The 23374-nt window shown below is 65.9% G+C and carries 20 protein-coding genes; 10 read left to right on the top strand and 10 right to left on the bottom strand.

Annotation, left to right across the window (positions count from 1 at the left end; all coding sequences use genetic code 11):
- Positions 1–62: 62 nt before the first annotated feature.
- The 8 genes from HU751_RS17355 to bioB form a co-directional block, all read right to left on the bottom strand.
- Positions 63–1346: a GGDEF domain-containing protein gene (locus tag HU751_RS17355; RefSeq protein WP_110734516.1), complete on the bottom strand. Its 1284-nt coding sequence runs from the start codon at positions 1344–1346 to the stop codon at positions 63–65.
- A 261-nt stretch (positions 1347–1607) separates the two neighbouring features.
- Entirely contained in the window at positions 1608–3413 is a 1806-nt protein-coding gene (locus tag HU751_RS17350; protein WP_186731704.1) for a phenylacyl-CoA dehydrogenase, read from the bottom strand.
- 250 nt (positions 3414–3663) lie between these two features.
- Positions 3664–3960, bottom strand: coding sequence for a hypothetical protein (locus HU751_RS17345; protein WP_050703481.1), 297 nt, complete (start codon positions 3958–3960; stop codon positions 3664–3666).
- A 109-nt stretch (positions 3961–4069) separates the two neighbouring features.
- Positions 4070–4750 carry a dethiobiotin synthase gene (gene bioD / locus HU751_RS17340; protein ID WP_186731705.1) on the bottom strand — a complete coding sequence of 227 codons (681 nt, stop codon included), beginning with the start codon at positions 4748–4750 and terminating at the stop codon, positions 4070–4072.
- A gap of 1 nt (position 4751) precedes the next feature.
- Positions 4752–5576, bottom strand: a complete 825-nt coding sequence (gene bioC, locus HU751_RS17335) for a malonyl-ACP O-methyltransferase BioC (protein ID WP_186731706.1) — start codon at positions 5574–5576, stop codon at positions 4752–4754.
- Positions 5569–6300, bottom strand: coding sequence for an alpha/beta fold hydrolase (locus HU751_RS17330; RefSeq protein ID WP_186731707.1), 732 nt, complete (start codon positions 6298–6300; stop codon positions 5569–5571). The genes bioC and HU751_RS17330 overlap by 8 nt, the downstream gene beginning before the upstream one ends.
- Positions 6293–7465 (bottom strand): 8-amino-7-oxononanoate synthase, encoded by a 1173-nt coding sequence (gene bioF / locus HU751_RS17325; protein WP_186731708.1) that lies wholly within the window; start codon positions 7463–7465, stop codon positions 6293–6295. Before bioF ends, HU751_RS17330 begins: the two co-directional genes overlap by 8 nt.
- 2 nt (positions 7466–7467) lie before the next feature.
- Positions 7468–8526, bottom strand: coding sequence for a biotin synthase BioB (bioB, locus tag HU751_RS17320; protein ID WP_050703478.1), 1059 nt, complete (start codon positions 8524–8526; stop codon positions 7468–7470).
- A gap of 90 nt (positions 8527–8616) precedes the next feature.
- Between bioB and HU751_RS17315 the strand changes: the two genes are divergently transcribed.
- From HU751_RS17315 to rarD, 4 genes are all read left to right on the top strand, one after another.
- Entirely contained in the window at positions 8617–9354 is a 738-nt protein-coding gene (locus HU751_RS17315; protein ID WP_186731709.1) for a ComFC family protein, read from the top strand.
- Positions 9355–9411: 57 nt separating this feature from the next.
- The gene (locus tag HU751_RS17310) at positions 9412–10176 is read left to right on the top strand and encodes a TOBE domain-containing protein (RefSeq protein WP_186731710.1); all 765 of its coding nucleotides are present in this window, start codon (positions 9412–9414) and stop codon (positions 10174–10176) included.
- A 90-nt stretch (positions 10177–10266) separates the two neighbouring features.
- Complete coding sequence (locus HU751_RS17305; protein ID WP_186731711.1) at positions 10267–11241, top strand: serine/threonine protein kinase; 975 nt, start codon at positions 10267–10269, stop codon at positions 11239–11241.
- Positions 11242–11400: 159 nt separating this feature from the next.
- On the top strand, positions 11401–12288 hold the full coding sequence (rarD, locus tag HU751_RS17300) for an EamA family transporter RarD (RefSeq protein ID WP_186731712.1): 888 nt from the start codon (positions 11401–11403) through the stop codon (positions 12286–12288).
- A 248-nt stretch (positions 12289–12536) separates the two neighbouring features.
- Here the strand turns inward: rarD and HU751_RS17295 are convergent, their stop codons facing one another.
- Positions 12537–13055 (bottom strand): glycine cleavage system transcriptional repressor, encoded by a 519-nt coding sequence (locus HU751_RS17295; protein ID WP_050703473.1) that lies wholly within the window; start codon positions 13053–13055, stop codon positions 12537–12539.
- A gap of 460 nt (positions 13056–13515) precedes the next feature.
- On the opposite strand from HU751_RS17295, the gene HU751_RS17290 reads away from it, so the two are divergent.
- Positions 13516–15693: a malate synthase G gene (locus tag HU751_RS17290; RefSeq protein WP_186731713.1), complete on the top strand. Its 2178-nt coding sequence runs from the start codon at positions 13516–13518 to the stop codon at positions 15691–15693.
- 78 nt (positions 15694–15771) lie between these two features.
- On the opposite strand, the gene HU751_RS17285 is transcribed toward HU751_RS17290, so the two are convergent.
- A complete protein-coding gene (locus HU751_RS17285; protein WP_186731714.1) occupies positions 15772–16221 on the bottom strand; it encodes a response regulator in 450 nt (149 codons plus the stop codon).
- Positions 16222–16446: 225 nt separating this feature from the next.
- Between HU751_RS17285 and HU751_RS17280 the strand changes: the two genes are divergently transcribed.
- The 5 genes from HU751_RS17280 (at position 16447) to HU751_RS17260 (ending at position 23311) form a co-directional block, all read left to right on the top strand.
- The gene (locus HU751_RS17280; protein WP_186731715.1) at positions 16447–18384 is read left to right on the top strand and encodes a DUF294 nucleotidyltransferase-like domain-containing protein; all 1938 of its coding nucleotides are present in this window, start codon (positions 16447–16449) and stop codon (positions 18382–18384) included.
- A complete protein-coding gene (locus HU751_RS17275; RefSeq protein WP_186731716.1) occupies positions 18381–19091 on the top strand; it encodes a 3'-5' exonuclease in 711 nt (236 codons plus the stop codon). The genes HU751_RS17280 and HU751_RS17275 overlap by 4 nt, the downstream gene beginning before the upstream one ends.
- Before the next feature lie 159 nt (positions 19092–19250).
- Positions 19251–19769 (top strand): RNA polymerase sigma factor, encoded by a 519-nt coding sequence (locus HU751_RS17270; RefSeq protein WP_186712646.1) that lies wholly within the window; start codon positions 19251–19253, stop codon positions 19767–19769.
- Positions 19766–20710, top strand: a complete 945-nt coding sequence (locus HU751_RS17265) for a FecR domain-containing protein (RefSeq protein WP_186731717.1) — start codon at positions 19766–19768, stop codon at positions 20708–20710. The genes HU751_RS17270 and HU751_RS17265 overlap by 4 nt, the downstream gene beginning before the upstream one ends.
- A gap of 168 nt (positions 20711–20878) precedes the next feature.
- Complete coding sequence (locus HU751_RS17260) at positions 20879–23311, top strand: TonB-dependent siderophore receptor (protein WP_186731718.1); 2433 nt, start codon at positions 20879–20881, stop codon at positions 23309–23311.
- The last annotated feature ends 63 nt before the right edge of the window (positions 23312–23374 follow it).

The raw sequence follows: 23374 nt of genomic DNA, 5'->3' as shown, positions 1-23374 counted from the left end.
CAACTTTTACGAGACATAGGGTCATCATGCGACCGAATGGTCTTGTATAGTCACACGATAGTTCACGCCATGCGCACGGCGCCGCGCCGCGATTGCTGGCCGAAGGTCATGACACAGTTGCGCCCCGCGCCCTTGGCGCTGTACAGCGCCTGGTCGGCGGACTTGAGCACTTCGTCGGGATTGCGGTGCTCGGCCTGGCGCTCGGCGACGCCGATGCTGATGGTCACCGACACCGTGGTGTTGGCCCCTCCGCCACGGCGTTGGCGACCCGTGGAATCGTCCTGCGGACGGCTGTTCTGGTCGCGCAACTGGATGGCGTAGTTGGCGATCATCTCGCGCACCGCCTCCAGGTGCGGCAGGCACTCTTCGGCGGTCTTGGCGGCGAACACCAGGGCGAATTCCTCGCCACCGTAGCGGTAGGCGCGACCGCCTCCGGTCACCTTGGACAGACGGCTGGCGACCAGGCGCAGCACCTGGTCACCGACGTCGTGACCGTGGGTGTCGTTGAATTTCTTGAAGTGGTCGACGTCGGTCATGGCGATCACATAGTTGCGCCCCAGGCGCTGCATGCGCTCGTTCAGGGCGCGCCGCCCGGGCAGGCCGGTCAGCTCGTCGCGGAAGGCCATCTGGTAGGCCTCGTGGGACACTGCGGCGGCGATCATCAGCATCACCTGGCTGCACATGATGTTCAGGGTGAACGGCAGGATGAAGGTCTTGGGCAACATCCAGAAGATGCCGATCAGGCCGATGATCTGCGCGGCATGCAAGGGCCTTGGCTCACGCAGGTACTGCACCACCAGCAGGATGAACACCGCCAGGAACAGCGGGTAGGCCAGCTGGATCAGGCTCATCCACTGGCCATGCAGTGCAGGCCAGCGAATCTCGGCCAGCCAGCCCAGCAGCGCCTCGGGAAAACTCTGCTCCAGCGCCACCGCCACGCTGCTCACGGCGAACAGCACGGCGAAGCGCGCCAGCAGGTCCTGGGCCAGGTGGGTGCGTTCCTGCCACGCCCCGTACAGGCCGAACAGCGCCGGCAGCAGCAGGCACACCAGGTGGAAGATCACCGCCGCATCCTCGCGGACCCGGCCGTTGTCGCGGTAGAAATCGGTCTGGGTATCGAGCAGGAAATAGGCGATGTACACCGTGACCATCAGGAACAGCTCGCGCTGGCGGCGGTACACGGCGCAGTAGGCGCCACCCAGCAGCAGCACCAAGGTGGGTAGAACGTTGAACAGCGATGTGAAGAAGACGCTGAGGTCCCTCACATAGGCTGCCGCAAGCCCTGCCAGCAACAGAATCAGCGAAGGCAGGAAGTGGCTCGCGCGTACAGCGGATAGACGAAACAAGGGTAATCTCCGACCCGGCAGATCAATAATGGCATTGTGCCCCTACTTCATCGGCAGTGCACATGAATAGATGAATACAGATGCCCGCTTTAACGGCAGATCAGGGGCGAAGCTTGAGACTTTCTCGTTACTGGATGCGACACCCGGTAGGATTTTTCCTGTTTACGCGTTCCCTGTGGGAGCGTAAGTCGCAGCTGAAATCCAGGCGAAAAAAAACCGCCTGCCGGTAAGGGCAGGCGGTTTTTCGTACAACCAACCGGCTTAGATGGACAGACCGAAGTCTTCTTCCTTCATCGCCATCAGGTTGTTGGCGCCGGACAGGATCGCCGCGACGTGGCTGCGGGTACGCGGCAGGATGCGCTGGAAGTAGAAGCGCGCAGTCTGCAGCTTGGCGGTGTAGAACGCCTCTTCGCTGGTGCCGGCTGCCAGTTTCTCGGCGGCCAGGCGGGCGATGTCGGCCCAGAAGTAGGCCAGGCACGCGTAGCCGGAATACATCAGGTAGTCCACCGAAGCGGCACCCACTTCCTCGCGGTCCTTCATCGCGGCCATGCCGATCTTCATGGTCAGCTCGCCCCACTCCTTGTTGATCGCGGCCAGCGGCTCGACGAACTCCTTGGTGGCTGCATTGCCTTCCTGACCCTGGCAGAACTTGTGGACGATCTTGGTGAAGCCCTTGAGCGCCTCGCCCTGGGTCATCAGCACTTTACGGCCGAGCAGGTCGAGGGCCTGGATGCCGGTGGTGCCTTCGTACAGCATGGAGATACGGCTGTCGCGCACGTTCTGCTCCATGCCCCACTCGGCGATGAAGCCATGGCCGCCGTAGATCTGCACACCGTGGTTGGCGGCCTCGAAGCCGACTTCGGTCATGAACGCCTTGGCGATCGGGGTCAGGAAGGCCAGCAGGGCGTCGGCCTTCTTGCGCTCTTCCTCGTCCTGGCTGTACTTGACGATGTCCACCTGTTTGGCGGTGAAGTACACCATCGCGCGGTTGCCTTCGGCGAAGGCCTTCATGGTCAGCAGCATGCGACGCACGTCCGGGTGGACGATGATCGGGTCAGCGGCCTTGTCCGGTGCTTTCGGGCCGGTCAGCGAGCGCATCTGCAGGCGGTCACGGGCGTACTTCAGGCCACCCTGGAACGCCACCTCGGCGTGGGCCAGGCCTTGCAGCGCGGTACCCAGACGAGCGGTGTTCATGAAGGTGAACATGCAGTTCAGACCCTTGTTGGCCGGGCCGATCAGGTAGCCGGTGGCGCCGTCGAAGTTCATCACGCAGGTGGCGTTGCCGTGGATGCCCATCTTGTGCTCGAGGGAGCCGCAGCTCACGCCGTTGCGCTCGCCCGCACCGCCTTCGGCGTTGGGCAGGAACTTCGGCACGATGAACAGCGAGATGCCCTTGGTGCCGGCCGGAGCGTCGGGCAGGCGGGCCAGGACGATGTGGACGATGTTGTCGGCCATGTCGTGCTCACCGGCCGAGATGAAGATCTTGGTGCCGGAAACCTTGTAGCTGCCGTCGGCCTGAGGTTCAGCCTTGGTGCGCAGCATGCCCAGGTCGGTGCCGCAGTGCGGCTCGGTCAGGCACATGGTGCCGGTCCACTCGCCGGACACCAGCTTGGTCAGGTAGGTGTGCTGCTGCTCGGGGGTGCCGTGGGCGGAGATGGTGTTCATCGCGCCATGGGACAGGCCCGGGTACATGCCCCACGACCAGTTCGACTCACCGACCATTTCGCTCAGGGCCAGGCCCAGCGACTCGGGCAGGCCCTGGCCGCCGTGGTCGACATCGTGGGCCAGGCTCGGCCAGCCGCCTTCGACGAACTGCTGGTAGGCTTCCTTGAAACCGGTCGGGGTCTTCACGCCCGACTCGCTCCAGGTGCAGCCTTCCAGGTCGCCGACGCGGTTCAGCGGGGCCAGCACCTCTTCACAGAACTTCGCGCCTTCTTCCAGGATCGCGTCGACCATGTCGGGCGTGGCGTCCTGGCAGCCCGGCAGGCTCTGATAGTGCGCCTCATAGCCGAGCAGCTCGTCGCGGACGAAGCGGATATCACGCAAGGGGGCTTTGTAATCAGGCATTGCGATGAACCTCTGTGATGAGTTCGGTGGGGAGACCGCGGATACCGACCAGCTCTTGGCGGCTTTCGGTCAAACAGTTGTTTGAAACTTACGTTTAGGTGGCCTCGCTGTCAAGGTGGGCTAACAATGGCATTTATGCCGCCGAATATGACATTTACGCCAAGCACCCTCAAACGCATCACGGGGCAAGCCCGCTCCCACGAATGGAAGCGGGCTTGCCCCGCGATGTAAGCGAATGTGATGCAGCGGGTCAGACGTAGGTGTCGATGAACCGACCGAGCATTTCATCGGAAGCCTTGGCGACTTTGGCACCGAGTTCGACTTCGTGCTTGCCCAGGGCCAGTTGCACGGTGCTGGTGGCCAGGTCCAGTTGCTGGCTGCGGTCGACGCCGCGCAGGCGCTCGGCCTGGTATTCGGTGGACTGCCCGCTGGTGCCACGCTCGACGGCGCCGCTGGCGATCTGCTGGGCGGCCTGGTCGACACGGTTCTGGCCGTTCTGGATGGCACCCAGGCCCGCGTAGAAGGCGGAGCTCGCATTGATTTCCATGTCAGGACTCCATGACGCTGGATGATGAACAGGCCTTATTAAAGCAGCAGACTGGGAAAAAGGCCCGTTTAAATCCCTAATAGCCTAGTGCCAGCTAATAGGCAAAGGCCTAATCCAGCAGGTCCAGCTGCAAATGCGCAGCCACCGCGTCCGCGCCAGCCTGCTTCAACCAGGGCACCCGTCCCAGGCATGGCGCGGGCAAGCGCTCGGCCAGGCTGGACAGGTTTTCTTCCAGGCGCGATGTACGCGGATCGACGATGTTCGCCACCCATCCCGCCAGCTGCAGGCCGTCCCGGGCGATGGCCTCGGCGCTGAGCAAGGCGTGGTTGATGCACCCCAGGCGCACCCCCACCACCAGGATCACCGGCAGCTTCAAGGCGATGGCCAGGTCCGACAGGTTGGCATGGTCGGACAGCGGCACGCGCCAGCCACCGGCGCCTTCGATCAAGGTGAAGTCGGCGTGCTGCGCCAGCACCTGCTGCATGGCATCGCGCAGCGCCGGCACGCTCAGCGCCACCCCGGCCTCGCGGGCCGCTACATGCGGGGCGATGGCCGGCTCGAAGGCGAAGGGATTGACCGCTTCATAGGACAGCTTGACCGAGCTTTCGTCGATCAGCGCCAAGGCGTCGCTGTTGCGCAACCCCTTGGCCGTCACCACGCACCCGGACGCCACCGGCTTGGCCGCCAGGGTGCTCAACCCCAGTTGCCGCGCCGCATGCAGCAAACCCGCGGCGATGGTGGTCTTGCCGACATCGGTGTCGGTGCCGGCAATGAAATAGGCCTGGCTCATGTCACTGCTCCCCGTCCAACGGCTTGCGCAGGACGCCGTAGACCACCTGGTAGGTGGCTGGCAGGCCTTGCGCCTGGCGGTACTGTTCGTAGGCCTGCAACAGGCCCTGCATCCGCGCCCGACCGGTGAGCCCCGACGGACGCCCCGGGTTGAGGTTGTGCGCACCCAGAGCCTTGAGTTCATGGGTCAGGCTGCGCACGTCGGGATAATGCAACACGTGGGGGCGCCGCTCCAGGTCGATCAGCTCCAGCCCGCTGTCGCCGCACAGGCGCTGGTAATCCTCGAAACGCCGGAAGCGGTTGACGTGCACCATGCCATCCACGACCTGCCAGCTGGCACGCAATTCATCCAGGGTGCCGACGCACAGACTGCTGAAGGCCAGCACCCCGCCGGGGCGCAGCACCCGCCGCGCCTCGTCCAGCACGCTGGCGAACTGTCCGCACCACTGCACCGCCAGGCTGCTGAACAACAGGTCGACGCAACCATCACGCAACGGCAGGCGCTCGGCGTCACCCGCCACATGGTGCCGGGCGCCGCCCTGCTCGCGGGCATGGCGCAGCATGCCTTCGGCGATATCCACCGCCACGCCGCCCGCATCCGCGAAGCGCTCGGTCAGCACCCGGCTGAAGTGGCCGGTACCGCTGCCCATGTCCAGCCAGCGCGCAGGCGCAAGGTCGCTGGGCAGCTTTTCCAGCAGCGCCATGCCCACCGCTCGCTGCAAGGCCGCGACGCTGTCGTAGCTGGACGCGGCGCGGGAAAACGAAGCCGCCACCTGGCGCTTGTCCGGCAAGGTGCCGGGCAGGGTGGGCTGGGAAAGGTCAGTCATCGCCACTCTCATGCAGGAAACTCTTGATGCCCGCCGCCAGCTCCTGGGGATATTCCAGCAGGAAGGCGTGGGAACTGTCTTCGACCAGGCCGACTTCCACGTCGGGCAGCAGGTCGCTCAGGGCCTTGGCCGCTTCCACCGGCACCAGCGCGTCACTGCCGGCGAACAGGTGCAGCTGCGGGCCGCCGTATTGCTCCAGGGCGGTGCGGGTATCGAGGCTGGCCAGCACTTCCAAACCGGTGGCCAGGTACAGCGGATCGGTGTCGGGCACGCCCACGCCCAGCTGCCGCAGCAGGGTGCGGGGTTGCTGCGCGCCCTCGCTGCACAGGGTGCGGAAGCGCTTGAGGGTGACATGGGTGTGGCTGCGGCAGCCGTCGAGGAAGGTGCCGAAGGTGTCGGCGGGCATGCCGTGCGGCCAGTCCGGCCGGGCCACGAAGCTGGGGTTGCTGGCCAGGGTGAGCAAGCCGCAGCAGTGGTCGCCGCGCTTGTGCGCCAGGGCGCTGGCGAGCATGCCACCGAGCGACCAGCCGCCCAGCCACACGTCGGTCGGCAGCTTGCGGTCCAGATGGTCGACCCAGGCCTGGACATCGCTGTGGGCCAGTTCCGGCAGCGGCATCAACTCGACCTGCAGGCGTGGATCCTGGGCGCGCAGGCTGGCGGCCAGCGGCTCCAGTGAAGCGGTGCCCAGGCCCCAGCCGGGCAGGAGGATCATTCGGTTACGCATCGGCGGACTCCAGCTGTGGATAACACTCGGCCAATGCATTCAACAATAGCTGCACCTGCGCCTCACTGTGGGCGGCGCTCAGGGTCACCCGCAGGCGGGCGCTGCCGGCGGGCACGGTGGGTGGGCGAATCGCCGTGACCAGCAACCCGCGCTCGCGCAGCAGGCGGGACAATGCCAGCGCCCGCCCCGCATCGCCGATCAGGATCGGCTGGATCGCGGTGTGGCTGTCCATCAGGGACAGGCCGATCTGCTCGGCGCCCGTGCGGAACTGCCGGATCAGCGCGGCCAGGTGCTCGCGCCGCCAGTGTTCGCGGCGTAGCAAGTCCAGGGCCTTGAGCGTGGCGCAGGCCAGCGCCGGTGGCTGGCTGGTGGTGTAGATGTAGGGCCGGGCGAACTGCACCAGTGCCTCGATCAGCTCCTCGCTGCCGGCGACGAAGGCGCCGGAGGTACCGCAGGCCTTGCCCAGCGTGCCGATCAGCACCGGCACGTCCTCGACACCCAGTCCGCAATGCTCGACCAGACCACCGCCGTTGGCGCCCAAGGTTCCCAGGCCATGAGCGTCATCGACCATCAGCCAGGCACCGCGTGCGCGGGCCTCCTTGGCCAGGGCCGGCAGGTCGGCGCAGTCGCCGTCCATGCTGAACACGCCGTCGGTGACCACCAGGGTGTTGCCGCTGGCCTTGCCCAGGCGGCTGGCCAGGCTGGCCGGGTCGTTGTGCAGGTAGCGGCTGAAGCGGGCGCCGCTGAGCAGCCCGCCGTCGAGCAGGGAAGCGTGGTTGAGGCGGTCCTGCAGCACCGTGTCGCCCTGCCCGACCAGCGCGGTGATCGCGCCGAGGTTGGCCATGTAGCCGGTGGAGAACAGCAGCGCACGCGGCCGGCCCGTCAGCTCGGCCAGCGCCTCCTCCACCTCATGGTGCGGGGTGCTGTGGCCAATCACCAGATGCGAGGCACCGCCGCCGACACCCCAGCGTTCGGCGCCGTCGCGCCAGGCCTTGATCACCTCGGGGTGATTGGCCAGGCCCAGGTAGTCGTTACTGCAGAAGGCCAGCAGCGGCTGGCCGTCGACCACCACCTGCGGCCCCTGCGGGCTTTCAAGCAGCGGTCGCTGGCGATACAGGTCGGCGGCACGCCGTTCGGCCAGCCGCGCGGCGAGATCGAAGGCCATGCTCAGGCCGAGGCTGCGTCGTAGAACAACTCGCTGCTACGCTGCTCGACCAGCGCCTGCTCGATGGCGGCCTGGTGCACCTCGTCGGCGTGCTCTTCACGGGCTTCCGGCTGGATACCGAGGCGGGCGAACAGCTGCATGTCCTTGTCGGCCTGCGGGTTGCCGGTGGTCAGCAGTTTCTCGCCGTAGAAGATCGAGTTGGCGCCGGCCATGAACGCCAGGGCCTGCATCTGCTCGTTCATCTGCTCGCGACCGGCCGACAGGCGCACATGGGACTTGGGCATGAGGATCCGGGCCACGGCCAGCATGCGGATGAAGTCGAACGGATCGACGTCCTCTTCATCGGCCAGCGGCGTGCCGGCGACCTTGACCAGCATGTTGATCGGCACCGATTCCGGGTGCTCGGGCAGGTTGGCCAGCTGGATCAACAGGCCGGCGCGGTCGTCCAGCGACTCGCCCATGCCGAGGATGCCGCCGGAGCAGATCTTCATGCCGGCATCGCGCACGTAAGCCAGGGTCTGCAGGCGCTCGCTGTAGGTGCGGGTGGTGATGATGCTGCCGTAGAACTCCGGCGAGGTGTCGAGGTTGTGGTTGTAGTAGTCCAGGCCGGCCTGGGCCAGGGCCTGGGTCTGCTCCTGGTCGAGCTTGCCGAGGGTCATGCAGGTTTCCAGGCCCATGGCCTTGACCCCTTTGACCATCTCCAGCACGTAGGGCATGTCCTTGGCCGACGGGTGCTTCCACGCCGCGCCCATGCAGAAGCGGGTCGAACCGATGGCCTTGGCCCGGGCGGCCTCTTCCAGCACCTTCTGCACTTCCATCAGCTTCTGTTTTTCCAGCCCGGTGTTGTAGTGACCGGACTGCGGACAATATTTGCAATCTTCCGGGCAGGCGCCGGTCTTGATCGACAGCAGCGTGGAAACCTGCACGCGATTTGGGTCGAAGTGCGCGCGGTGCATGGTCTGGGCCTGGAACAGCAGGTCGTTGAACGGCTGCTGGAACAGGGCCTTGACCTCGGCCAGGGACCAATCGTGACGTGTGGTTGCAATTGCGCTGGCGCTCATCGGCGTTTCCTTATCTATGGTCTGACTGACGCCGGGACAGGAAAACCCACCAGCGCATCACGGATAGCTCGCATAGTTACGGAAGGCCTCATGCACTGTCAACCAATTAAGAACACACTGGTTTACATCTGTACAAATAACGATCAGTGCTGTTTGCTCTGCGACGAGCTTGCCGAGCAGCCCTATCCCTTGTGCAGCGCCTGCGAGCAGGCACTGCCCTGGCTGGACGAGCAGTGCCGCCGTTGCGCGCTGCCCCTGGCCATCGACGGCCTTCTCTGCGGTGGTTGCAGCCGCCGCCCTCCCGCATTCAGCCGAGTGATCGCGCCCTGGCATTACGGGTTTCCCATCGACACCCTGATCAGCCGTTTCAAGCACAACAGCCAGTGGCCGCTGGGGCGATTATTGGCGCAGTTGCTCAGCCACAGCCTGATGCACCACTACGACGAAGGCCTGCCACGCCCCGACCGCCTGTTGCCCGTGCCGCTGGCCAGGCGTCGACTGCGCCAGCGCGGCTTCAACCAGGCGGCGATGCTCGCCCGCTGGCTCGCCAGGCAACTGCGCCTGCCCTGTGACGAGCGCCTGCTCCAGCGTGTGCGCGATACCCCGGCGCAGCAGGCCCTCGGCGCCCGGGCCCGGCAACGCAACCTGCGCCAGGCCTTCGCCCTTGCCCCCGGCAGCGAGCTCGATGGCGTGCACCTGGCACTGGTCGATGACGTGCTGACCACCGGGGCGACCGCCCAGGCCATCGCCCGACTGCTACGCCAGGCCGGCGCCCGGCGGGTCGACATCTACTGCCTGGCGCGCACGCCCAGGCCGGGCCAGGCTTGACTTGCCCCGGTGACGGCGGCAACGTCGCGGGACCTACACCACACCCGATGCCCGCCCATGTCCCTGCCTGCCCTGCTCACCCAGCACATCGTCCGTCGTCCACAGCGCATCGCCCTGTTGCAGCATGTCGCCGAACAGGGCTCAATCACCCGCGCCGCCAAGGCCGCCGGCATCAGCTACAAGGCCGCCTGGGACGCCATCGACGAACTCAACAACCTGGCGGCGCAGCCCCTGGTGGAACGCAGCACCGGCGGCCGCGGCGGCGGTGGCGCACGGCTCTCCGCCGAAGGCGAGCGGGTGCTGCGCCTGTACCAGCGCCTGCAGGCACTGCAGGCGGAGATCCTCGAGTCCGCCGAGGACAGCAGCGACCTCGACCTGCTCGGCCGCCTGATGCTGCGCACCAGTGCGCGCAACCAGTTGCAGGGACGGATCAGCGGGCTGCGCCGCGAAGGCCGGCATGATCGCATCAGCCTGGACCTGGGCGGCGGGCTGGAGATCGAGGCCTTGATCACCCGGGGCAGCACCGAGCGGCTGGAGCTGGCGTTGGGGGGGACGGTGGTGGCGCTGCTCAAGGCCGGCTGGGTACGGTTGCTGGGCGCGGATGAGACGCCGGAGCCTGGGAGCAACTGCCTGAAGGCCAAGGTCGAGGAGGTGCTGATCGAAGAGGGTGGGCCGGGCGAAGTGCGCCTGGCGCTGGGCAATGGCCAGACCTTGTGCGCCATCGCCGAGGCGGCCTGGCTGGAGCTGCAGCAGGTCCAGCCGGGGAGCGCCCTGCGGGTACAGTTTCATCCGTCGTTCGTGTTGCTGGGGGTGCCGGTCTAGTCTGGCCGCGAAGCCTGCTCCAGCAAAGGCCGGCTTGGCCCAGGGTTTGGGGTAACATGCAGGCCGCAGTCCCAGCGACCGGAGCCTTTCATGTCCCACCCCTTCGACACCCTCACCCCCGACCTCGTGCTGGACGCCGTGGAAAGCCTCGGCTTTCTCAGCGACGCACGGGTGCTGGCGCTCAACAGCTACGAGAACCGCGTCTACCAGGTGGGCATCGAGGACGCGCAGCCGCTGATCGCCAAGTTCTATCGCCCTGAGCGCTGGAGCGACGCGGCGATCCTCGAGGAGCACGCCTTCACCCGCGAGCTGGCCGAGTGCGAAGTACCCGTGGTGGCGCCACTGCTGCACGAAGATCGCTCCCTGTTCGAGCACCAGGGTTTTCGCTTCACCCTGTTCCCCCGCCGTGGCGGCCATGCCCCGGAGCCGGGCAACCTCGACCAGCTCTATCGCCTCGGGCAGCTGCTCGGGCGCCTGCACGCGGTAGGCGCGAGCAAACCCTTCGAACACCGCGAAGCCCTGGCTGTGGACAACTTTGGCCACGCCTCGCTCAAGACCTTGCTCGACGGCAATTTCGTGCCCCGCGAGCTGCTGCCGGCCTATGAATCGGTGGCCCGCGACCTGCTCAAGCGGGTCGAGGATATCTACGCCCGCACCCCGCACCAGCTGATCCGCCTGCACGGCGACCTGCACCCCGGCAACCTGATGCACCGTGACGACGTCTACCACGTGGTCGACCTCGACGACTGCCGCATGGGCCCGGCCGTCCAGGACCTGTGGATGATGCTCGCCGGCAGCCGCGAAGAGCGGCTCGGCCAGCTGGCCGAACTGATCGACGGCTACAACGAATTCCACGACTTCGACCCGCGTGAGCTGGCCCTGATCGAGCCGCTGCGCGCCCTGCGCCAGTTGCACTACAGCGCCTGGCTGGCGCGGCGCTGGGACGATCCGGCGTTCCCGCCGAGCTTCCCCTGGTTCGGCCAGCCGCGCTACTGGGGCGACCAGATCCTCGCCCTGCGCGAGCAGATCGCCGCGCTCGATGAACAACCGTTGAAATTGTTCTAGGTCTCGGCAACAAGCTCCTCGCTTCAGGCAAGTGCCTTGGCCGAACCTCCAAGCCACTTGCCAAAAGACCACGTATTTCAGAGAAAGGGCACTAGCTACAGGCCGCGCTCTGTCTACAATAGGCGTCGCTTTATTTAGCTACCTAAGCAAGGATTCTGCATGCACGCCGCCAACCCGCGCCGCGGGTACCTCCTGGGCCTCGGCGCCTACATCATCTGGGGCCTGTTCCCCCTGTACTTCAAAGCGATCCAGAGCGTTCCGGCGGTGGAGATCATCGTCCACCGCGTGCTCTGGTCGGCGCTGTTCGGCTCGCTCCTGCTGCTGGTGTGGAAACACCCCGGCTGGTGGCGCGAACTACGCGACAACCCACGGCGCCTGGCGATCCTCGCGCTCAGCGGCGCGCTGATCGCCGGCAACTGGCTGACCTACGTGTGGGCGGTGAACAATGGGCGCATGCTCGAGGCCAGCCTGGGCTACTACATCAACCCGCTGATCAACGTGCTGCTGGGCATGCTGCTGCTCGGCGAGCGCCTGCGCCGCCTGCAATGGCTGGCGGTGGCCCTCGCGGCCCTGGGCGTAGCGCAGCAGGTGTGGCAGGTCGGCAGCCTGCCCTGGGTGTCGCTGGCGCTGGCGCTGTCGTTCGGCTTCTATGGCTTGATCCGCAAGCAGGCACCGGTGGCGGCGCTGCCAGGGCTGGTGGTCGAGACCTGGATGCTGGTGCCCATTGCCATCGGCTGGTTGCTGCTGCACCCGACGGCCAGCAGCGCCAGCCCTGAGTTCTTCAGCAGCAGCGAAGCGCTGTGGCTGATCGCCGCCGGCCCGGTGACGCTGGTGCCGCTGGTGTGCTTCAACGCCGCTGCACGCCACCTGCCCTATACCACGCTGGGCTTCCTGCAGTACCTGGCACCGACCCTGGTGCTGCTGCAGGCGGTGCTGCTGTTCGACGAACACCTGTCGTCGAGCACCTTGGTGGCGTTCGCCTTTATCTGGGCAGGGCTGGCTGTCTACAGCGTCGATGCCTGGCTGAGTTTGCGCAAGCGCACCTGATCAAAAAATGATCATATTACTACAGGCCACGGGGGACGTGGCCTGTAGCAAGCGCTCCAAAGGTTATCCACACCCTCGTCCCCGCCGTTTGTGCACAAGCTACTGAATAGTGGACGTTTTTTGCTCAAATCTCGCCAGGCCCTGCTGTTACTGGCCTCCAGCGTAGCGCCCCCAGCTTATCCACAGGGGCTTCCCCGCAAAATCGGGATAACCACCTCAGGGCCGCTTCGCGCCCCGGCGATCTTCAATCACTCCTCAGGCCGCAACCGCAACTCCACCATCAAATCATCCGCCAGGCTCTCCAGTCGCGCCTGCAGATCGTCCAGCGACAAAGTCAACGGCAACGCCAGCAACGCATCGGCATGGAACAGCGGCTCGCTGCTCATCGGTGCCGGCCGCACCTCGGTGCTCAGGCGCTCCACGTTCACCCCTTGCTCCGCCAGCAAGCGGGTGATATCACGGACGATACCCGGCCGGTCGTTGCCCACCAGCTCCATGGCGATCGGTTTCCAGGTGCAGGACGGCTCGATCCCGCTTTCGGCAATGAGTACACGGATGCCGTGGTCACCCAGTTTCTGCAGCGACTCGACCAGCTCGGCGTAGTTCTCCGCCGGCACCGCCACCCGCAGGATCCCGGCGAACTGCCCGGCCATGCGCGACATGCGGCTTTCCAGCCAGTTGCCATTGTGATCGGCGATGCACTGGGCGATACGTTCGACCTGCCCGGCCTTGTCCGGGGCGATCACGGTGAGTACGAGATGGTCCACGGGCCACTCCTTCATTCGTCTGCGAAGGCCGCCCCAGGCGACCGGAATACGGGGATCGAATCAGTATAGGCAAGGCGCGGCAACCTGCCGCAGGACAGTCACGGCAATCAATCGTGTACTGTTTCAAGATTTATCTGGAACAATCCACCTGTTTTTTGCGAACATGGCGTCTCCCAGCGTGACCCCATGCGACCAACCGGTCGCAGAGCGACGCTTTTAGTCTGATGTTCACCTGCCTGCTGCTTCATGTAGTATGCGCCGACGCGGACTACAAAACGTCGTTTCGATGTCTGCCAAGGCGCCTGTGAAAATACGCCAACCGCCCGCCGGCCCGTCTGGCGAGCCGCACCCAGCCGCCCCCGGAGCACGCGGGCATGCACTGGTGCCGTGTTTAGAGAAGCGCTACAGGCTTAATACAGAAGAGCGAAAGCGAAATAGCTGAGCAGAGGTGAGGCAAGCAATGACTGGATACGTTCAAGTCGGTGGCCTTCAGGTCGCCAAGGTCCTGTTCGACTTCGTCAACAACGAAGCCATTCCGGGGACCGGCATCAACGCCGAGCAGTTCTGGGCCGGTGCCGAGAAGATCATCAACGACCTCGCTCCCAAGAACAAAGCCCTGCTCGCCAAGCGTGACGAGCTGCAAGCGAAGATCGACGCCTGGCACCAGGCACGCAAGGGCCAGGCCCACGACGCCGCGGCGTACAAGGCGTTCCTCGGGGAAATCGGCTACCTGCTGCCGCAGGCCGAGGACTTCCAGGCCACCACGCAGAACGTCGATGAAGAAATCGCCGTCATGGCCGGCCCGCAGCTGGTGGTGCCGGTGATGAACGCCCGCTTCGCCCTGAACGCCGCCAACGCTCGCTGGGGTTCGCTGTACGACGCCCTCTACGGCACCGATGTCATCAGCGATGAAGGCGGCGCCGAGAAAGGCCAGGGGTACAACAAGCTGCGTGGCGACAAGGTCATCGCCTTCGCCCGTGCCTTCCTCGACGAAGCCGCGCCACTGGCCGCCGGCTCCCACGTCGACTCCACCGGCTACCGCATCGAAGGCGGCAAGCTCGTTGTCGCCCTCAAGGGCGGCAGCAACAGCGGCCTGCGCGACGACGCCCAGCTGATCGGCTTCCATGGTGATGCCAAGGCCCCGACCGCCGTGCTGCTCAAGCACAACGGCCTGCACTTCGAGATCCAGGTCGACGCCAGCACCCCGGTCGGCAGCACCGACGCCGCCGGCGTGAAGGACATCCTGATGGAATCGGCGCTGACCACCATCATGGACTGCGAAGACTCGGTCGCCGCTGTCGACGCCGACGACAAAGTAGTCGTCTATCGCAACTGGCTGGGCCTGATGAAAGGCGACCTGGCCGAGAGCGTGAACAAGGGCGGCAAGACCTTCACCCGCACCATGAACCCGGACCGCGAGTACGCCGCGCCCAACGGTGGCAGCGTCACCCTGCACGGTCGCTCGCTGCTGTTCGTGCGCAACGTCGGTCACCTGATGACCAACCCGGCGATCCTCGACGCCCAGGGCAACGAGATCCCCGAGGGCATCCAGGACGGTCTGTTCACCAACCTGATCGCCCTGCACAACCTCAACGGCAACACCAGCCGCAAGAACACCCGCAGCGGCAGCGTGTACATCGTCAAGCCGAAGATGCACGGCCCGGAGGAAGTGGCCTTCGCCGCCGAGATCTTCAGCCGCGTCGAAGACCTGCTGGGCATGAAGCGCAACACCGTCAAGGTCGGCATCATGGACGAGGAGCGCCGCACCACGGTCAACCTCAAGTCTTGCATCAAGGCCGCCGCCGAGCGCGTGGTGTTCATCAACACCGGCTTCCTCGACCGCACCGGTGACGAGATCCACACCTCCATGGAAGCCGGCGCCGTGGTGCGCAAGGGCGCCATGAAGAACGAGAAGTGGATCGGCGCCTACGAAAACAACAACGTCGACGTCGGCCTGGCCACCGGCCTGCAGGGCCGCGCGCAGATCGGCAAGGGCATGTGGGCCATGCCCGACCTGATGGCCGCCATGCTCGAGCAGAAGATCGCCCACCCGCTGGCCGGCGCCAACACCGCCTGGGTACCGTCGCCGACTGCCGCCACCCTGCACGCCCTGCACTACCACAAGGTCGATGTGCAGGCGCGTCAGCGCGAGCTGGCTTCGCGCACCCCGGCCTCGGTCGACGACATCCTGACCATCCCGCTGGCCGCCGACACCAACTGGTCGGCCGACGAGATCCGCAACGAGCTGGACAACAATGCCCAGGGCATTCTCGGCTACGTGGTGCGCTGGATCGACCAGGGCGTGGGTTGCTCGAAAGTGCCGGACATCAACGATGTCGGCCTGATGGAAGACCGCGCCACCCTGCGCATCTCGGCCCAGCTGCTGGCCAACTGGCTGCGCCATGGCGTAGTCACCCAGGAGCAGGTGCTGGAAAGCCTCAAGCGCATGGCCGCGGTGGTCGACAAGCAGAACGCCGGCGACGCCCTGTACCGCCCGATGGCGCCGAACTTCGATGACAACATCGCGTTCCAGGCCGCCGTGGAGCTGGTGGTCGAAGGCGCCAAGCAGCCGAACGGCTACACCGAGCCGGTGCTGCACCGTCGTCGTCGCGAGTTCAAGGCGCGCAACGGGCTTTAAGCCACCTGCAACGCATCGCGGGGCAAGCCCACTCCCACGCTGGACTGGCGTGGGAGCGGGCTTGCCCCGCGATCGTTTTCAGCCCTGCCCTATTCGCAACTCCCTCCTCACCAACTCCAGCAACCTGTCCAGGTCCACCGGCTTGAGCAGGAAGTCCACCACCCCCAGATGCATCACGTCCACCGCTTCCTTCACATCGGTGTCGCCAGAGACGACGATGATAGGAAGAGCAGCCCGTTCCGTCTTATGCACCTCCTCGATAAGTTTCTGGCCATCCAGAGGTTTCATGCGCAGGTCGGTAATCATCAGTGCGATACGCGACTGGTAATGCAGTTTGAACAGCGCCTCCTCAGTTCCATCAGCCTCCATGCAGTCGATCTGATGGCTCTGCAGATACAGGCACAATGCTTGTCTGCTCACCGAATTGTCGTCCACCACCAGCACCACGGGCCTGGGCGCGACGGGTGCACTCACCACGGCCAACGCCTCTCGCTCGGCGTCGCTCAGGATGTCGTCATGCTCTGCCATGGTCGTCTCGTCAAAAAAACCCCGTTATTCAAGTTCAGACCGCAAAGCCCCCGCATGCAAACTGCCTTTCGTCGGCTATTTGACACCCAGGACAAGCAGCGAAACGTCCGTCGCGCCTTATAGACTTACGTCCAATGGGCACCGCAGAGCCGTCGTCCGACCATGGAGCCCTAGAACAACAAGGTCTGCGCTACATATGCAGACATACTTATCGCGGTCGGTTCCATGAGCAAAAAGGACGCCTACAGCCAGGCGGGCAGAACAGCAGTGCTGCAAAACATCCAGGGCACCCTGCAATTCCTGCAGCGTTTCCCGCCGTTCAACCAGATGGAGCACAACCACCTGGCCTACCTGGTGGAGCAGTGCCAGCTGCGTTTCCACGCGGCCGGCGAAAGCATCATCAAGCCTGCCGACGGCCCGGTCGAGCACTTCTACATCGTCAAGCAGGGCCGCGTGGTCGGCGAGCGCCACCATGTCACCAAGCCGGGCACCGAGACCACTTTCGAGATCGCCAGCGGCGAATGCTTCCCGCTGGCGGCATTGCTCGGCGAGCGGGCCACCCGCACCGAGCACCTGGCCGGCGAGGACACCTTCTGCCTGCAACTGGACAAGGCCGCGTTCATCCGCGTGTTCTCCATGTCCGAGGTGTTCCGCGACTTCGCCCTGCGCGGGGTCAGCAGCCTGCTCGACCAGGTCAACCAGCAGGTGCGCCAGCGCGCCGTGGAAACCCTGGGCACCCAGTACTCGCTGAACACCCCGCTGGGCGAACTGGCGCTGCGCCATCCGGTGGTGTGCGCGCCGGACACGCCGCTGCGCGAGGCCGTGGGGCTGATGCACGAGCAGCAGGTCGGCAGCATCATCATCGTCGATGGCCAGCGCCATCCCCTCGGCATCTTCACCCTGCGTGACCTGCGCCAGGTGGTGGCCGACGCCAGTGCCGAACTGACCGCGCCGATCGAACGCTACATGACCGTCCGGCCGTTCCACCTGAGCCCCCAGGCCAGCGCCTTCGATGCCGCCATGGCCATGACCGAGCGGCACATCGCCCACGTCTGCCTGGTGGACAACCAGCGCCTGTGCGGGGTGATCTCCGAACGCGACCTGTTCTCCCTGCAGCGTGTCGACCTGGTGCACCTGGCCCGCACCATCCGCCATGCGCCACGCCTGGACAGCCTGGTGTCGCTGCGCGGCGAGATCGGCCAGCTGGTCGAGCGCATGCTCGCCCACGGCGCGTCCTCGACCCAGATCACCCAGATCATCACCCTGCTCAATGACCATACCGTGTGCCGGGTGATCGAGCTGGCCATCGCCGAGCGCGGCGACCCGGGCGTGCCATTCAGCTGGCTGTGCTTCGGCAGCGAAGGCCGCCGCGAGCAGACGCTGCACACCGACCAGGACAACGGCATCCTCTTCGAGGCCCGCGACGCCGTCGAGGCCGAGGCCATCCGCGCCCGGCTGCTGCCGCTGGCCCAACAGGTCAACCACAACCTGGCCCAGTGCGGCTTCACCCTGTGCAAGGGCAATGTGATGGCCGGCAACCCCGAGCTGTGCCTGTCGCGCAGCGAATGGGCACGGCGCTTCGCCGGCTTCGTGCGCGAGGCGAGCCCAGAGAACCTGCTGGGCTCGAGCATCTACTTCGACCTGCGCGTGGTCTGGGGCGACGAGCAAGGCTGCGAACAGCTGCGCCAGGGCCTGCTGGAGCAGGTCGCCGACAACCGTATATTCCAGCGCATGCTGGCCGACAACGCCCTGCGCCAACGGCCACCGGTCGGGCGCCTGCGCGAGTTCGTGCTGACCCGCCAGGGGGACGACAAGGCCGCCACCCTCGATCTCAAGGTGCAGGGCCTGACCCCGTTCGTCGATGGCGCCAGGCTGCTGGCCCTGGCCCATGGCATCAGCGCCTGCAACACCCTGGAGCGCCTGCGCCAGCTGATCGCCAAGGGCATCATCGACCCGCTCGACGGCGCCGCCTATGAAGAGGCCTACCACTTCATCCAGCAGACCCGCATGCAGCAGCACCAGCGCCAGACCCGCGAGAACCTGCCCTACTCCAACCGGCTCGACCCGGACAGCCTCAACCACCTGGACCGGCGCATCCTGCGCGAGTCCCTGCGTCAGGCCCAGCGCCTGCAAAGCAGCCTGGCCCTGCGGTACCAGCTGTGAACCTGTTTGCCTGGTGGCGCCCCGCCGCCCCCGAACTCGACGCCCCGCTGCGCCGACGCCTGGCCGCGCTGCCAGGGCCGGCGCCACTGGGCGTGTGCTCGTTGCGTGAACAGCGCTGGGTGGTGCTGGACCTGGAAACCAGCGGCCTGAACCTCAATCGCGACCAGGTGCTGTCGATCGGCGCGGTGGCCATCGAGGACGGCGCCATCGCCCTGGGTCGCCCGTTCGAACGCACCCTGCACCGGCCCGCGCAGAAGACCAACGCCAGCGTGTTGATCCACGGCCTGGGCCCCAGCGCCCTGGCCGCCGGCAGCGACCCGGCCGAGGCGCTGCTCGACCTTATGGACTTCATTGGCGACAGCCCGGTACTGGCGTTCCACGCCCCGTTCGACCAGCGCATGCTGGCCCGGGCGCTGAAGGACAGCCTGGGCCTGCGCCTGCAGCATCTGTTCCTCGACCTGGCAGAACTGGCGCCGCTGCTCAACCCCGACACCGTGCTGCGTGAAGCCGGGCTGGACGACTGGATCGCCCGCTTCGGCCTCGAAGTCCAGGCCCGCCACCATGCCAGCGCCGATGCCCAGGTGACCGCGGAGCTGGCGCTGATCCTGTTCAGCCAAGCTCGGCGCCAGCAACTGGACAGCCCGCTGCAGCTGGAGCAGCGGGTACGCCAGTGGCGACGGCGCAAGGCGCACCATCACAGCCTTTGACGTTTATCGCGGCGACCCGACTTGCCCCGCGATGAGGCCCTCGAAGTCTCCCTGCCATGCTGGCAATCCGATAAGCGTCAATTGCGCCACCACCCCCGCCTCTGCCACAATCGCGAATAATTATCGTTAGTTAACGCATTCTTTCCCGGGGATCGCTTCTTGACGCCTGCGCACAGTCCACATGCCGAGCTGGTCGGAGCGCTGTATCGCGACCATCGCACCTGGCTGCTGGCCTGGTTGCAGCGCAGCACCGCCTGCCGTCAGCGCGCCGAAGACCTGAGCCAGGACACCTTCGTGCGCCTGCTCGGTCGCGAGCGCCTGGACGCCCCCCGCGAACCCCGCGCGTTCCTGGTCGCCGTGGCCAAGGGCCTGTTGTTCGACCACTTCCGCCGCGCCGCCCTCGAGCAGGCCTACCTCGCGGAACTGGCCCTGCTGCCCGAGGCCGAACACCCGTCGCCCGAGCAGCAGCACCTGATCCTCGAGGACCTCAAGGCCATCGACCGCCTGCTGGGCAAGCTGTCGAGCAAGGCCCGCGCGGCCTTCCTGTACAACCGCCTGGACGGCCTGGGCCACGCCGAAATCGCCGAGCGCCTCGGAGTGTCGGTGTCGCGCGTGCGCCAGTACCTCGCCCAGGGCCTGCGCCAGTGCTATGTCGCCCTTTACGGAGAGCCGACATGAACCACGCCCCGGTCTCCAGCCAGGTGCTGGAGGCGGCCATCGCCTGGAAGCTGTGCCTGGACGAAGGTAGCGGTACCCCGGACGAACGCAACGAATTCATGCGCTGGCACGCCGCCCACGAGGAGCACGCCCGCGCCTGGCTGCAACTGGGCATGCTCGACCAGCGCGTCGGCGTCGCCGCCGGCCCGGTGCGCCACACCCTGCTGCAATCACGGGCCGGGCTGCGCCAGCGCCTTGGCGGCCTGGCCGGCATGCTGCTGCTCGGCGGCCTGCTTGCCTGGGCCGCAGCGCCGACCCTGTCGCCGACCTACTGGCTGGCCGACCAGCGCACCGGTACCGGCGAGCTGCGCACCCTGCGCCTGGAGGACGGCACCTTGCTGAGCCTGAACAGCCAGAGCGCGGTGGATATCGACTTCCGGGGCGAGCAGCGGCTGATCGTGCTGCATCGCGGCGAGATCTCGGTGGAAACCGGCCACAAGGACAGCCGTCCGCTGCTGGTGCGCACCGAGGATGGCCGTCTGCGCCCGCTGGGCACGCGCTTCCTGGTCAAGCGCGAGGAAGCCGGCACGCGCCTGGAGGTACTGCAGGCCTCGGTGGCCGCCAAGCCGCAGAACAGTGGCGACGAGCAGGTGCTGCGCGAAGGCCAGCAGGTGCTGATGAGCGCCGACGGCCTGGGCCGGATCGGTTCCGTGGCGGTCGGCAGCGATGCCTGGACCCGCGGCATGCTGGTGGTGGACAACGTGCGCCTGGCCGACCTGGTGGCCGCGCTAGGCCAATACCGCAGCGGTCATCTGGGGGTCAGCGACGAAGTCGCCGACCTGCGTGTGAGCGGCAGCTTCCCACTGACCGACACCGACCTGGCCCTGGCCTCGCTGCAGCCGGCGCTGCCGGTGAAGATCGAGCGGCATACGCCGTGGTGGGTAACCGTCTCCGCCAGATAAGCATCGTGTGTCGCCCTTCGCGGGTTTACCCGCGAAGAAGCCAAGGCGATTCAGCGCTGAGCGTCGCTGGCACCAACCCTGTCAGATATTTTTCAAAAGACCCCTGTCACTTTCCAAATCTCGCTCGGCAAGGAAGCAGTCAGCACTATTTCGTCGAGGAGCCGCTGCATGTCCCGTGCCGTTGATGCTTTGCTTCGCCCCAGCCTGATGGCCCTGGCCATCGGCCTGGCCGCCCCGTTGGTCAGCACCACCCTGTTCGCCGCCGAACAGGCCGCCCCGCGTGCCTACGACCTGCCCAGCGCGCCGCTGGCCAGCACCCTGAACCAGATCGCCAGCCAGGCCGGGATTGCCCTGGCGCTGGATCCGGCACTGGTCAGCGGGCGCAACTCGGCGCCCGTCAGTGGCCAGTACGATGCGGTCGGCGCCCTGCAGGCCGCCCTGCGCGGCACCGGCCTGCAGCTGCAGCAGAGCAGCGCCGGCAGCTACAGTCTGGTGGCGGTGAGCGAAGGCACCCTGGCGCTGCCGGAAACCAACATCAATGCCAACAGCAGCTACGAAAGTGCCTGGGGCCCGGTGGAAGGCTACACCGCCAAGCGCACCGCCGCCGGCACCAAGACCGACACCGCGCTGGTCGAGGTCCCACGCTCCATTTCCGTCGCCACCCGCCAGCAGATGAGCGACCGCGGCGTGCAAAGCCTGGATGACGCGGTGAAGTACATGCCGGGCATCGTCTCGGCCAGTTTCGGCAGCGACACCCGCTATGACTGGATGCGCGTGCGCGGCTTCGAGCCGACCCAGTTCCTCGACGGCCTGCCCCTGCCCCGAGGCGTGTATGCCAACCCGAAAGCCGAGACCTGGAACCTCGACCGCCTTGCGCTGCTGCGTGGCCCGGCCTCGTCGGTGTATGGCCAGACCCCGCCCGGCGGCCTGCTGGACATGGTCAGCCGTCGTCCCCAGGCCGAGCGCAGCCACGAGATCCAGCTGCAGTACGGCAGCGACAACCACCGCCAGATCAACTTCGCCAGCACCGGCAAGCTCGATGAGCAGGGCCAGTTCCTCTATGGCGTCAGCGGCGTGGTGCGCGACAGCGGCACGCAGATCGACCATATCGATAACAAGCGCTACAACATCGCCCCGAGCCTGACCTGGAACATCGACGAAGACACCTCGCTGACCTTCCTCAGCCAGTTCACCCGCGACGACACCGGTGCCACCAGCCAGTTCTACCCGATCCAAGGCACCAAGATCGACATGCCGTTCGGCAAGGTCTCCCGCCACAAGAACCTGGGTGACCCGGATTACGACTACTACGACCGCACCTATTACGCGCTGGGTTATGCCTTCGAACATCGTTTCAACGATGTCTGGCAGTTCCGCCAGAACCTGCGTTACACCAAGTCGGAGCTTTCGTTCCAGACCATTACGGTCAGCAGCTACAACAAAGACTTCCCCCCGGTCACCGATGATGGCATTGCCAACCGCATGTCCACCAACACCGAGGAAAACATCGGCCAGTTCGCGGTCGACAACAACTTCCAGGCCGACTTCGCCACCGGTGCCGTCAGCCATACCGTACTGATTGGCCTGGACCACCAGCGCACCAATCACGACTACCTGGCGATCTATGGCTTCGACGTGCCGCCGATCGACGTCAACAACCCGGCCCATGGCCTGCCGATCACCCGCCCCGCTCGCTCCTCGGCCTATTATGATTACAACCAGAAGACGGTGCAGACCGGCCTCTATATCCAGGACCAGATGGCACTCGACAACTGGCGCCTGACCCTGGGCGGGCGGCAGGACTGGGTCCACACCGGCACCAAGTTCTTCAACAAGGGTGATGCCACCAATACCCAGCGCGACAGCAAGTTCAGTGGCAACGCGGCGATCAGCTACGTCTTCGACTCCGGCCTGGTGCCCTACCTGTCCTATGCGGAATCCTTCCAGCCGGCCAGCAGCGCAGACGCAGACCCGGAAAAGACGTTCAAGCCGACCGAAGGCGAGCAATGGGAGCTGGGCATCAAGTACCAGCCACCGGGCTCCAACACCCTGCTCTCTGCCGCGGTGTACGACCTGACCCAGAAGAACGTCCAGGTCACCAACAATATCGGTGGCACGCCGGTCACCAGCCAGACCGGTGAAGTGAAAGTCCATGGCCTGGAGCTTGAGGCTGTCTCCGACGTCACCGACAACCTGAAGGTGATCGCCGCCTATACCCTGGCCAAGTCCGAAGTCCAGAAAGGCCAGTACAAAGGCAACCGCCTGCAACAGATGCCCAACCAGCAGGCCTCCCTATGGACCGACTACACCTGGCATACCGGTGTGCTTGACGGCTTCGGCATCGGCCTGGGCGCACGCTACACCGGCAACCGCTACGGTGACGAAGCCAACACCTGGCTCGGCAAGAGCAAGGCCTACACGGTGTTCGACGCCGCCGTGCACTACGACCTGGGCCGCCTGGACAACAGCCTCAAGGGCGCCTCGGTGGCGATCAACGCCAGCAACCTGCTGAACAAGGACTACCTCTCGACCTGCGACGGCTACTACTGCTACTACGGCGACCAGCGCAGCGTCGTCGCCAGCGCCACCTACAAGTTCTGAGTGGCCATCGCGGGTCAGGTCCGCTCCTGCAAATCGTGGGAGCGGGCTTGACCCGCGATTGCG

The sequence above is a fragment of the Pseudomonas peradeniyensis genome (assembly GCF_014268935.2).
Taxonomy (GTDB): Bacteria; Pseudomonadota; Gammaproteobacteria; order Pseudomonadales; family Pseudomonadaceae; genus Aquipseudomonas; species Aquipseudomonas peradeniyensis.
The sequence above is the reverse complement of the archived record's forward strand: the minus strand, read 5'-3'. Positions and strand labels throughout refer to the sequence as shown.

Excerpts from the sequence above, each read along its gene's own strand:
- HU751_RS17350 (WP_186731704.1), bottom strand. The coding sequence starts at position 3,413 with ATGCCTGATTACAAAGCCCCCTTGCGTGATATCCGCTTCGTCCGCGAC.
- HU751_RS17345 (WP_050703481.1), bottom strand. The coding sequence starts at position 3,960 with ATGGAAATCAATGCGAGCTCCGCCTTCTACGCGGGCCTGGGTGCCATC.
- bioD (WP_186731705.1), bottom strand. The coding sequence starts at position 4,750 with ATGAGCCAGGCCTATTTCATTGCCGGCACCGACACCGATGTCGGCAAG.
- bioC (WP_186731706.1), bottom strand. The coding sequence starts at position 5,576 with ATGACTGACCTTTCCCAGCCCACCCTGCCCGGCACCTTGCCGGACAAG.
- HU751_RS17330 (WP_186731707.1), bottom strand. The coding sequence starts at position 6,300 with ATGCGTAACCGAATGATCCTCCTGCCCGGCTGGGGCCTGGGCACCGCT.
- bioF (WP_186731708.1), bottom strand. The coding sequence starts at position 7,465 with ATGGCCTTCGATCTCGCCGCGCGGCTGGCCGAACGGCGTGCCGCCGAC.
- bioB (WP_050703478.1), bottom strand. The coding sequence starts at position 8,526 with ATGAGCGCCAGCGCAATTGCAACCACACGTCACGATTGGTCCCTGGCC.
- HU751_RS17315 (WP_186731709.1), top strand. The coding sequence starts at position 8,617 with ATGCACTGTCAACCAATTAAGAACACACTGGTTTACATCTGTACAAAT.
- HU751_RS17310 (WP_186731710.1), top strand. The coding sequence starts at position 9,412 with ATGTCCCTGCCTGCCCTGCTCACCCAGCACATCGTCCGTCGTCCACAG.
- HU751_RS17305 (WP_186731711.1), top strand. The coding sequence starts at position 10,267 with ATGTCCCACCCCTTCGACACCCTCACCCCCGACCTCGTGCTGGACGCC.
- rarD (WP_186731712.1), top strand. The coding sequence starts at position 11,401 with ATGCACGCCGCCAACCCGCGCCGCGGGTACCTCCTGGGCCTCGGCGCC.
- HU751_RS17290 (WP_186731713.1), top strand. The coding sequence starts at position 13,516 with ATGACTGGATACGTTCAAGTCGGTGGCCTTCAGGTCGCCAAGGTCCTG.
- HU751_RS17285 (WP_186731714.1), bottom strand. The coding sequence starts at position 16,221 with ATGGCAGAGCATGACGACATCCTGAGCGACGCCGAGCGAGAGGCGTTG.
- HU751_RS17280 (WP_186731715.1), top strand. The coding sequence starts at position 16,447 with ATGAGCAAAAAGGACGCCTACAGCCAGGCGGGCAGAACAGCAGTGCTG.
- HU751_RS17265 (WP_186731717.1), top strand. The coding sequence starts at position 19,766 with ATGAACCACGCCCCGGTCTCCAGCCAGGTGCTGGAGGCGGCCATCGCC.
- HU751_RS17260 (WP_186731718.1), top strand. The coding sequence starts at position 20,879 with ATGTCCCGTGCCGTTGATGCTTTGCTTCGCCCCAGCCTGATGGCCCTG.